An 11,230-nucleotide genomic window follows, 5' to 3' on the forward strand; every position below is an offset into this window, starting at 1 on the left:
TTTTTGTGTTGGCTGCCATGGTGTCGGTTTCCCCCCAAATATATAATAGTAGCTTTTTGACTTTAGCGCGTTTGAATGGCAAAGTCCAAAGCTGGAAAAGGATTGCATAATACAGCAAAATAGCAAATGAACATACGGCAAATCGTGTTCTGGCATACGAACCAATTATGTGTCGACATAGGCTTACAGGCTGATATTACACAAAAGTTTTTAATAGAGTCTATCATATGTGTTAGCTTTTTGCCAGCTTATAATAGGTAATTTACAGAGAAAAAGACAACAAAAAAGCAGACTCTTTTTGTGCATCATTAAAAGAGTCTACTTTTGATTAGCATGGTGCCGTGCATCAGCTCCTATTTAATAGGAGCAATGGTTAACGACTGCCACCTTTGCGACCGATTTCTTTATAAAAGTCACGATCATGCGTCTCGGAAGTCGCTTCGCCGCCTTTGCGACCGATTTCCTGGTAGAAATCTTTATCATGGTTGCGGGAGGTCGCCTGTCCGCCTTTTTTGCCGATTTGCTGATAGAATTCTTTGCTATGTTTACGGGAAGTGGCTTGACCGCCCATGCGACCGGCTTCTTGGCGGGTCATTTTGCCATTGCTCTTGTTGTTTGCCATAACAATTTCACTCCTGTCAGTATAAAGGTACAAACCTTATTATTATGATAAAAGTAGTTGCTCATTAATTACCCTGTCTAAATTGCCTGAAACGAAAATTCCCTAATTTATCCACCTGGCATTTATTTTGAAATAAAGGAATATTGCCTTTTATGTCGTCATTTGGAAGATAGAGGACGTAGGATGCTCGGTTCGACTTAAAGTGTGATCTCCTTTTTATAATCCGCTAAGCAAGCAAACATTAGTGTGTGCAAAAGCATCAGCAGTAGTAGCAAGGCGATGCGAATGATTGTACTGCTCAGGTACTCAGACAGATCGTTCCACTACGGAATGTCGTCATAGCGATCACATAGGCGCTTACGATTTTAAAAATAAAGCCAAATAAAAGGGTGTTCAAAAGAGTGTGTGGTGATTGGCATGACTTATTTGAACGCAATGCAGTGCAATAATGATGAACTTGAACATATATTCATGAAGTTGTCTCATTGACAAGCGAGAAAGCGGTTGCGAAAATGGAAAGTGTACGCGGTTACATATCATGGATCATAAATCGCTTGAATCAGGGGGATGGAACATGAACAATCAGACAGGTTCTCCGGAAGTCGTGACCTTTGGGGAATCGATGGGACTGCTGACGGCGGAGGACTCTCGCGGTCTGGAATATGCAGCCCAGCTGCGCAAGTCGTTTGGTGGTGCAGAGAGCAATCTGGCAATCGGCATTGCTCGGCTCGGTCATTCGGTTGGATGGTGCGGCAGACTTGGCAATGATCCGCTCGGTCATATGATTCAAAAGGCGATCCGTGGAGAAGGCGTGGATGTATCACGTTCCATTTTGGCGGATGGCGAACCGACTGGACTCATGCTGCGCGAAACGGTATCCGGTAAAGCATCGGTACATTATTACCGCCGTTTGTCAGCAGCAAGCCATATGCAGCCGGACGATCTGGATGCTGACTATATCGCCGGTGCGCGCATTTTGCATGTGACTGGCATTACGGCAGCAATTAGCGCTTCTGGACTAGCTACCGTGAAGCGTGCGATGGAGATTGCGACTGAAGCAGGGGTGACAGTATCCTTTGATCCGAATTTGCGTTTAAAGCTATGGACGCTCGATGAAGCGCGTCCAGTGTTGCTTGATCTGGCAGAGCACTGTGATTATTTTCTGCCTGGGTTGGATGAACTGGCGTTGCTGTATGAAACATCCAGTGATACGGCAATTTTCGATCGTTTGCGTCAGCTCAAGGCGATTAGTATCGTCAAAGGCGGGCCGGATCTGACTTATGTGGTCGAGAAAGATCGTATAGCCGAAGTGCCATATTTCAAGGCGGAGCAAGTGCTCGATACGGTTGGTGCTGGAGACGGCTTCTGTGCAGGCTTTTTAACCGGATTGCTGCGTGGTTATTCCAATGAAGAAGCGGTACGCCTGGGCAATCTGAACGGTTCGATGGTCATCGGAGCGGTTGGAGATTGGGAAGCATTGCCGACTCATGCACAGGTTGAAGCGAGGTTGGGCAACAAAGTACACATTGAGCGCTAAAGAAGTAAACGACAACATACAACGGTGTCCATCTTCATGCAAAGATCAGGCAAGTATGCTCAAATCTAAAGGAGAATTGATATGAAAAAACTGCAAATTCTGCAAAAAATGATGGACTACGGTGTCGTTGCTGTGCTGCGCGGCGAATCCGCAGAGCAAGTATTCGCGATGGCAGAGCAAGCGATCGCTGGTGGCATTAAAGTGATTGAAGTGACGCTTACCGTGCCCGGTGCACTGCATGCGATTGAAAAGCTAAGCCGGATGTACAGCTGGAAATCGGATAAATCCGACAATTTTGCGATTATCGGTGCAGGTACAGTGCTGGAACCACAAACGGCACGTGCAGCGATGATGGCTGGAGCTGAATTTGTTGTCAGTCCATCCCTTAATCCAGAGACGGTTAAAATTTGCAATCTGTATCGTGTACCTGTATTGCCGGGTGTAACGACACTGGAAGGTGTACAACATGCACTGGAGCTGGGCGTCGATATTGTAAAACTGTTCCCAGGCAATCTGTATCAACCATCCATTATCAAAACGCTGAAAGGCCCAATGCCGCAGGCGAATTTTATGCCAACTGGCGGTGTATCGCTGGATAATCTGGGCGAATGGATCAAAGGTGGAGCAGTCGCTGTCGGGATCGGCTCTGATCTGACAACCGATGCGATGAAAACAGGCGACCTGAGTCTGGTACGTCAGAAATCCGAGCAATACATGAAAGCTTATCATGAAGCGAAGCAGGGTTAAACTCACCTGTGATCAGGTTAAATATGTCCTGCAATCATGTTACCTATCGTGCTAAGGATGGATAGGGAGCGCCTTTTTAATCCATTTTGCACACGTCTGCAAAAATGGTATAACGGTCATCAAGCGGCTTATGACGCTGGATCAGTCGGTAAAGTTTCTTCTGGCATATGGAAAATGTTATACTAGACATACCAGCGGCCTGTTGTCCTGCGAGGGAGACAGGTCGTTTTGTATACATGTTCCGTTTTCATTGCATCTATTTGTCCGAAATGGATACGATAGATCGTAATAACTACAGAAACATGAAGTATAGACGGGAAGCGTCAGGCGTTGTGCTTGGTCTGTCAGTTGCACGATCGCTGATAGGAGCAGATGCAGATGGCGAAAGAGATCATTTCGCCCTAACGGATCGCCTGACTGCTGATGGAAGGAGATCAACATGTTCAGACGTAAAACAAGTGGTTTTGGAAGCTACGGAGGTACACGGCGCAGAAGTCGTGCGCGTACCATCGGCAAAATATTGCTAGTTATTTTGATTGTGCTCGTGCTCGCAGCAGGTGCGGCAGCGTGGTATGTGTTAACCCCATATGGCCCGACACCACAGGCAGAACAGGCGATCACATCGCCAGCTGAAGGCATAAAGGTGCAAAATACCGATCAATGGATCGAGTTTGCTCCAGCGAAGTCATCTAAAGTAGGGATTATTTTTTATCAGGGTGCACGGGTGAAGCCTGAAGCGTATAGCTTGCTAGCACAGTCTCTGGCAAAAGCCGGTCATCCGGTATACATTGTGAAAATGCCATTTAATTTTGCTTTCTTCAAGCCGGATGCGGCACAGGCCATACTCGATAGTCATCCAGATCAGAAATTTATTATTGGCGGTCATTCGCTTGGTGGCGTGTTTGCTGCACGTTATGCGGCAGAACACACGGATCGGATGGCAGGTGTATTTTTCCTTGCTTCGTATCCAGATTCGGAAGGAAGTCTTGGCAATAGTGGACTGCCTGTCATGTCCATTACCGCCTCCAATGATGGTGTATTGCAACGCGACAAATATGAAGCATCTCGTAATCTACTGCCAGCTACTACCGTCTTCTATAGTATCAAAGGCGGCGATCATGCTCAGTTTGGTAGTTATGGTGAGCAAAAGGGCGATAAGCCTGCCCAGATTACCGAGCAGGAGCAGCGCAATCAGACCGTAAATGCACTGGTAAGCTGGATGAAAGACATTCCGGCAACGGCGCAAAAATCCAAATAAGATCGATCAACTAGCATAGTAACGATTGAGATAATAGCGATTGAGATAATAGCGATTGAGATAGTAGCGATTGAGATAGTAACGATTGATGCAAGCAGCGTTTCGTGCCGTTTCAGGCACAAAGGGAACGCTGCTTTTTATCTATAAAAGGGTAATAATAAGCATGGCAGATGCTATCGTGCATCTAAAGATGAAGCTAAAGGAGGCTACAGAAATGGATAAGTTAGATCAATTGTCGGCATGGATCGAGCAGTCACAGCGCATTGTGTTTTTTGGTGGGGCAGGCACATCGACAGAAAGTGGAATACCTGATTTTCGTTCAGCACAGGGGCTATATAGCGAGAGCGGACAGCGTGGATATTCGCCAGAAGAGATGCTCAGTCATCGTTTTTTTCAAAAAGAACCAGAGCTGTTTTACGAGTTTTATCGTACACGTCTGCTGCATCCCGATGCACAGCCCAATGCTGTACACTACTTGCTTGCTGAGTTAGAGCAGGAGAGAAAGCTAAGCGCGATCATTACGCAAAATATCGATGGTTTGCATCAGAAGGCAGGCAGTCGTCATGTACTAGAGCTGCACGGTTCTGTGCATCGTAATTACTGCATTAGCTGTAGACGGGAGTATTCGCTTGATGACGTGCTGGCACAGCAAGGCATTCCACGCTGTCCACATGACGGAGGAATCATTCGCCCGGATGTTGTACTGTATGGAGAATCACTTGACTCTGAAGTGATCGGTAATACGGTTGCTGCTTTAGGCGCAGCTGATTTGCTTATTATTGGCGGTACGTCACTAACCGTCTATCCAGCCGCAAGTTTTATTCAATATTTCCGGGGAAATTATACGGTGCTGATGAACGCTTCGGCAACAGCGCATGATCGTCATGCAGATCTGATCATTACAGAGCCGATGGGACAGATCATGGAGCAGATTCGTCAGCGGCGTTATTCTAAGTAAAGCAATTGTTTACAGACAATACTTGATGAGATTTTGTGAGATGTTGCACAACGGATACTTTCATCAATACGTGAAACAATAGCTATACGCCAACAGACGCAAATATATTTGCATAATGATAACGCTTCCGTTATGATTTGTGAGGAAATGGGTACTGATTTTATTTACCAGAAGGGTAGGGATCATTGTGGTCTATGTAGCTTCAGAACAACGTTATGACAATATGAAGTATAACCGTACCGGACGTTCCGGTTTAAAGTTGCCAGCGATTTCGCTCGGTTTATGGCATAATTTTGGCGGTGTACATACGCTTGAAAATTCTCGTGATATGTTGACACGCGCTTTCGATCTTGGAATTACGCATTTCGATCTGGCGAATAACTATGGCCCTCCAGCAGGTTCGGCTGAAGAAACATTTGGACAGGTATTGCGTCAGGATCTTGCTCCTTATCGTGATGAAATGGTGATCTCGACCAAAGCGGGCTATTATATGTGGCCGGGTCCATATGGCGAATGGGGCTCACGTAAGTATCTAGTCTCGAGCCTGGATCAAAGTTTGAAGCGGATGGGTCTTGATTATGTAGATATTTTCTATTCGCACCGTTTTGATCCCGATACACCACTGGAAGAAACGATGATGGCGCTGGATCATATTGTACGTTCCGGTAAAGCGCTCTATGTGGGCATTTCCAGTTATTCGGCTGAGCAAACACATGAAGCGGCTCATATTCTTAAACAACTCGGTACGCCACTGACGATTCACCAGCCACGTTACTCTATGCTGGATCGCTGGATTGAAAATGGTTTGCAGGATGAGCTGGATGCGGTCGGCGCAGGCAGTATTGCATTTTGCCCATTGGAACAAGGTGTACTAACGAGTAAATACTTGAATGGTGTACCGGAAGATTCCCGTGCGGCCGGTTCATCGGTATTCCTCGGTAAAGATCAGATCACACCAGAAACGGTGCGTAAAGTGCGTGCACTGAATCAAGTGGCTGCCGCTCGCGGTCAAAGTCTGGCACAAATGGCACTCGCCTGGGTGCTGCGTAATGGCAGAGTCACGTCCGCACTGATCGGTGCAAGCCGTGTAGCTCAAATTGAGGAAAATATCGCTGCACTCGATCATCTGGATTTCTCTGCGGAGGAATTGCAGCGGATCGAAACGATTTTGAAGGCAGCTCCAGAGCAGGCGGAATAAAATAGGTAAAGTAAAGAGGACACAAGTGACCAACCGAAATAGCGGCATCTATTGCATAAAAAATATGATGAAGTCGGACGGTAGTCAGCATATCTTCTATTACTGCGTAGCTAGTTACTTACTCTATCTGTGCCTTTTAAAAGATGACGCAATGTTAATGGATGTACTTTATCGGTAATGAACTGAACGAGATCATCACATATTTATTTGCCAGTTATTATCATACAGCTATAGTTGTCGCACAGATTAAACAGTGTGCGGCAACTATGGCTGTTTTGCGTGCAGATTGTATTTTACGGTAAAAACAAAGACAATAAAGAGGTGAAATGAAGCACAAGAGGAGGAATGTAATCAGCATGTATACGATCAAAGATAAAGGCAAATTCGATACATTGCCTGAACTAGCTGTATGGATCTATGAAGGTCGATTGCAGGAACTGCGCGCTGCATGGGCAGAAGGCCAATATATCGAAGTAAATCAGCCGTTATCGTTAAGCAAGCATACCGAGCTAACACCACTGGAACTGGCGCTCATGATGGGTAAGCGTTCCATTGTGGAAGCATTGTTGGAGCAAGGTGTAGAACTGAACGATCCGCAGCATCCATCTATACTTACGGCTGTACGATACGCTAGTGAGCATGATGTACGTAGGCTGTATGCGGCGGGCGCAAAGCTTGACATAACCGATCACCTGAACAAAAATGCATACGATGCAGCTTATTATGGTAAAAAGCAGCATATTCCACTGCTTCATGAGCTAGGATTAGATATACGACAGCATGCTGGAGCTATTTTACGTAAAGCAGTTAGCAATCATGATTTCAAAACGATTAAATACTTGGTAGAGCAGGGCGTAGACATTAACTATAATGAGCCGGATCAGGTTTTCCCCTATCGGGCAACTCCATTAACCGTAGCGGTACGTTATGGATTTGAACCGATTGCTCGCTATCTGATCGAGCATGGAGCGGATATTACAATCTGTGAAACCAATGGAGATCGCGCCTATACTATCGCTGTCAGTGAAAAGCATATGGAGTTAGCTGCTTATTTAAAAAGTTTGGAACCGCCACAATTTCATAATTTGAGCAATAAGCTACATTCGTTGAGCGCGTACAAGCTTCCAGCCGCACTTGTACAAGCGCTAAGTGATGAACCGATCATATTAACATTGCCTGAAAATGAGCTTGGCATGAGCCGGATTGAATTTTTCACGTTAACCGATACGATCGAGATGAAGCTCGGCCGGACAAGGTTACTTCGTTTATCATCTTCGATGGATTCTTATAGTGATCTGCATATCGTATGGCATCCAACTTCTCGTAAAATCGGCTGTTATGATGAAGAACATCAAAAGTATCACGCGCTGGCGAGTTGGAATGATTTTATCGCTAATCCAGTCGCTGCGCTTGAACAGATATTATGAAGAATGGATCGGATCGGTCGTGAACAGATAGATGTTGACTGGCTGACTATAAATCAGCAAAATGACCGGGATGGCTGTACATGTTATATCGCCTATTCTCATGATGATATCGGCATAATAGTCAGGGCTGTTTATAATAAATTAGCACAGCACAGCACAGCACAGCACAGCACAGCACAGCACAGCACTGTGCAGTCGTCAGCTCGCCTTTCTAACCCGGCCGCTGAATCGATGCCCGATACTGGCTCGGCGACACCCCATAGAAACGGCGAAACTGCTTGGAAAAGTACAATGCATCCGTCAGGCCTACCGAAGCGGCAATCTGCTGGGTGGATAGCTCCGGGCGCTCGCGAAGTAACTGGCGTGCTTTATCGATCCGCAGTTTGAGCAAATACGTCACAGGTGTCATGCCTGTTTCTTTTTTGAAAATGCGCGACATATACGCGCGATTATAACCAATGCTGCTGCACATATCCTCAATCGAGACAGGGTGGGCATACTGGCTCGACATATAATGGATCATCTGTTTGACCGTCCGGCGTGTGATCGATTCCGCGCCGGGCAGCGCTGCCTGCTGGGTTAATTGTTCACTCGCTTCCGCCATAATCAGGTGCAGATAGCCGAGTGCACTCAGATCAGAGCTATCTTTTTGCGTGTAAAAAGCTTGCAACATCGCGCTCAAATGATGACCGATATCGCTTGTCGCATCAGCTAGCTGACCACGACGTGCCACTGGAAAGCCTGCCCGAAAGCCGGTCTGCTGTACCAGTTCATCTGCCTGCTGGCCTGCAAAGGCAACCCAGTGATAATGCCACGGTTGCTGCTGATCCGATACATAGCTGACCAGCTGGCCTGGATGAATGAGAAAGGAATCGCCACTGCTGAGCTTGTATGTACGATCCTCCGTAATGAACTGTCCACGTCCTTCTGCTACATAATGATACAGATAGTAGTCGTAGATTTTCGGACCAAGCCGATGTGCAGGAGCCGTTTGACTTTCTCCGGTGAACAGTACATATAATGAGCCTGAATCATGGAAAACGGGATTCGGTGCCACCTGATAAAATTTGTCGTGCATGACGTGACTCTCCTTTTGCACATAAAATGGATGGATGAAGTTTAAGGTAAGCGTATGATGGCTATCGTGATAACGACTGCATTTTGATATTGATCGAGTCCTTACATTGTTTTGTTCGCACATATCATGCTTTAAATGTAAGCTACTAACTGATATTTTACATAGATGCTCAGCTCTGTTCATATGCTCGTCATATCCATCTGATACCATTATACAATCCCGAAGTCACATTTATCCATATAAACGGCACATCTGTTCATTACATAAGGTAACGGTTTCAAGCTATACTGATATCAGAAACAAACAAGGCGAACAGCTAACGAAATCGATGAATTTGGATAGATAGGTGGAATAGACTCATGAATCAGGAACAGATGAAACAGGCATTTACAGATAAATACGGTGCAGGCGAGGACATTCGCGTATTCCATGCTCCAGGGCGCGTCAATTTAATTGGTGAACATATCGATTACAATGGCGGTTATGTGCTACCAGCTGCGCTTGAGTTCGGAACAGCGCTGGCCATTCGTGCGAATACGGATAGTATGATCCGACTCGCATCGGTCAATTTTCCAGAGCTGGAAGGTGAATTTACCGTCGACTCAATTGGTAGCGAGCATACGGGAGAATGGATGGATTACCCGCTCGGCGTAATGACCGTATTAAAGCAAAAAGGGACGATACTTAGTAGCGGCTATGACCTACTATTCTTCGGTAACATTCCAAACGGCTCCGGTCTTTCCTCCTCCGCTTCGATTGAAGTGGTGACAGGTTATGCGATACTGAGTATGGAGCAAGGTCACATTGATACTGTTGAAATCGCCGTTCTTTCCCAAAAAGCGGAAAATGAATTTGTCGGTGTCAACTGTGGAATTATGGATCAATTTGCGGTTGCCAATGGACTAAAAGATCATGCAATTTTGCTAATGTGCGATACGCTGGAATATAAGCATGTGCCTTTCCGCACCGGGCAGTATCGGATCGTGATCGGCAATACGAACAAACGTCGCGGTCTCGTTGACTCCAAGTACAATGAACGTCGTGCGCAGTGTGAGGCAGCATTGCATGCTCTACAGCCGCATGTTGAGAATTTGAACTATCTGGCACAATTAACACCGGGGCAATTCGATCTGCTGCAAGTACAGATTGAAGATGCGATTGTCCGCGCTCGCGCTCGTCATGTCGTAGAGGAAAATGCACGTGTACTCGCTTCTACACAGGCGTTGCAGGATGATGATTTGCCACGTTTCGGCGAATGGATGAATGCTTCTCACGACTCGCTGCGCGATCTATACGAAGTAAGCTGTGAAGAGCTGGATGTGATGGTAGAGGAAGCACGCCGCATTTCCGGTACGATTGGCGCTCGAATGACAGGCGCAGGCTTTGGCGGTTGTACCGTATCGCTTGTACATGAGGATGCAGTCGACACATTCCTGAAGGAAGTTGGAGCAGCCTACGAAACACGTACCGGCTTAAAGGCAGATTTCTACGTATGTTCGGCTGGCGATGGCGTTACAGAATGGAAATGATCACCGACAAACGAAATCATCCTCTGCAATGATCATCTATAGACGGATATAAGGATTATTTACAAACGGGGATATACGAAGAGATCGATATAGGAGCGCATCGGGCATATTACCGATGTGAGGAGAGAACAGAACGGATTACAGGTATACTATACAGATACAATGGTATACCTGCTAAATACAGACATTAGATAGAGAAACGTACACAGGTAATGCCACATTACAATCGATCAGGAGGAATGAACAATGGCTATTTTGGTAACAGGTGGAGCAGGGTATATCGGATCGCATACGGTAGCAGAACTATTAGATCGCGGTGAAGAAGTGGTCGTGATCGACAATTTGCTAACAGGACATCGCGAAGCTGTACTGGGTGGCACATTTTACGAAGGCGATCTGCGTGATAAGGCATTGCTGGAGCGCATTTTCACTGAAAATAACATTACAGCTGTAATTCACTTTGCAGCAAGCTCGCTCGTAGGCGAAAGTATGCAAAATCCGGCAAAATATTATGATAACAACGTGTACGGAGCGATGTGTCTGCTTGAGGAAATGAACAAAGCAGGCGTGAAAAATATCGTATTCTCTTCAACAGCAGCAACGTATGGCGAACCAGACAAAGTACCGATCGAAGAAACCGATCGTACTGAGCCAGCTAACGTGTACGGTGAAACGAAGCTAGTTATGGAACGCATGATGTCCTGGTTTGATAAAGCGCACGGTATTCGTTATGTAGCCTTGCGTTACTTCAATGCAGCAGGTGCACATGCAAGCGGTAAAATCGGTGAAGATCATCGCCCGGAATCGCATCTGGTGCCACTCGTACTGCAAACTGCACTTGGACAACGTGCTCATATTTCCGTCTTCGGCGATGAC

9 protein-coding genes and 1 pseudogene are annotated in these 11,230 nt (G+C 46.2%); 8 read left to right on the forward strand and 2 right to left on the reverse strand.

Annotated elements, in window-relative coordinates:
• Positions 1–382: 382 nt before the first annotated feature.
• A pseudogene (locus AAHF22_RS17885) lies at positions 383–622 on the reverse strand (KGG domain-containing protein); the annotation flags it as partial.
• Positions 623–1,196: 574 nt separating this feature from the next.
• Between AAHF22_RS17885 and AAHF22_RS17890 the strand changes: the two are divergent.
• From AAHF22_RS17890 to AAHF22_RS17915, 6 genes are all read left to right on the forward strand, one after another.
• Positions 1,197–2,159 carry a sugar kinase gene (locus tag AAHF22_RS17890; RefSeq protein ID WP_347326387.1) on the forward strand — a complete coding sequence of 321 codons (963 nt, stop codon included), beginning with the start codon at positions 1,197–1,199 and terminating at the stop codon, positions 2,157–2,159.
• 81 nt (positions 2,160–2,240) lie between these two features.
• Complete coding sequence (locus AAHF22_RS17895) at positions 2,241–2,906, forward strand: bifunctional 2-keto-4-hydroxyglutarate aldolase/2-keto-3-deoxy-6-phosphogluconate aldolase (protein ID WP_347326388.1); 666 nt, start codon at positions 2,241–2,243, stop codon at positions 2,904–2,906.
• Positions 2,907–3,345: 439 nt separating this feature from the next.
• On the forward strand, positions 3,346–4,164 hold the full coding sequence (locus AAHF22_RS17900) for an alpha/beta fold hydrolase (protein WP_347326389.1): 819 nt from the start codon (positions 3,346–3,348) through the stop codon (positions 4,162–4,164).
• Between the two features lie 214 nt (positions 4,165–4,378).
• Positions 4,379–5,122 (forward strand): NAD-dependent protein deacylase, encoded by a 744-nt coding sequence (locus AAHF22_RS17905; RefSeq protein ID WP_347326390.1) that lies wholly within the window; start codon positions 4,379–4,381, stop codon positions 5,120–5,122.
• A 187-nt stretch (positions 5,123–5,309) separates the two neighbouring features.
• Positions 5,310–6,320, forward strand: coding sequence for an L-glyceraldehyde 3-phosphate reductase (gene mgrA, locus AAHF22_RS17910; RefSeq protein WP_347326391.1), 1,011 nt, complete (start codon positions 5,310–5,312; stop codon positions 6,318–6,320).
• Positions 6,321–6,676: 356 nt separating this feature from the next.
• Positions 6,677–7,747 (forward strand): ankyrin repeat domain-containing protein, encoded by a 1,071-nt coding sequence (locus AAHF22_RS17915; RefSeq protein ID WP_347326392.1) that lies wholly within the window; start codon positions 6,677–6,679, stop codon positions 7,745–7,747.
• Positions 7,748–7,958: 211 nt separating this feature from the next.
• Here AAHF22_RS17915 and AAHF22_RS17920 read toward each other — a convergent pair whose 3' ends face one another.
• Positions 7,959–8,825: an AraC family transcriptional regulator gene (locus AAHF22_RS17920; RefSeq protein ID WP_347326393.1), complete on the reverse strand. Its 867-nt coding sequence runs from the start codon at positions 8,823–8,825 to the stop codon at positions 7,959–7,961.
• 359 nt (positions 8,826–9,184) lie between these two features.
• Between AAHF22_RS17920 and AAHF22_RS17925 the strand changes: the two genes are divergently transcribed.
• Complete coding sequence (locus tag AAHF22_RS17925) at positions 9,185–10,354, forward strand: galactokinase (protein WP_347326394.1); 1,170 nt, start codon at positions 9,185–9,187, stop codon at positions 10,352–10,354.
• Positions 10,355–10,600: 246 nt separating this feature from the next.
• Positions 10,601–11,230 (forward strand): UDP-glucose 4-epimerase GalE (galE, locus tag AAHF22_RS17930; protein ID WP_347326395.1); only part of this gene is annotated, 630 nt, incomplete at its 3' end.

The sequence above is a fragment of the Paenibacillus wenxiniae genome (assembly GCF_039822605.1).
Taxonomy (GTDB): Bacteria; Bacillota; Bacilli; order Paenibacillales; family Paenibacillaceae; genus Saccharibacillus; species Saccharibacillus wenxiniae.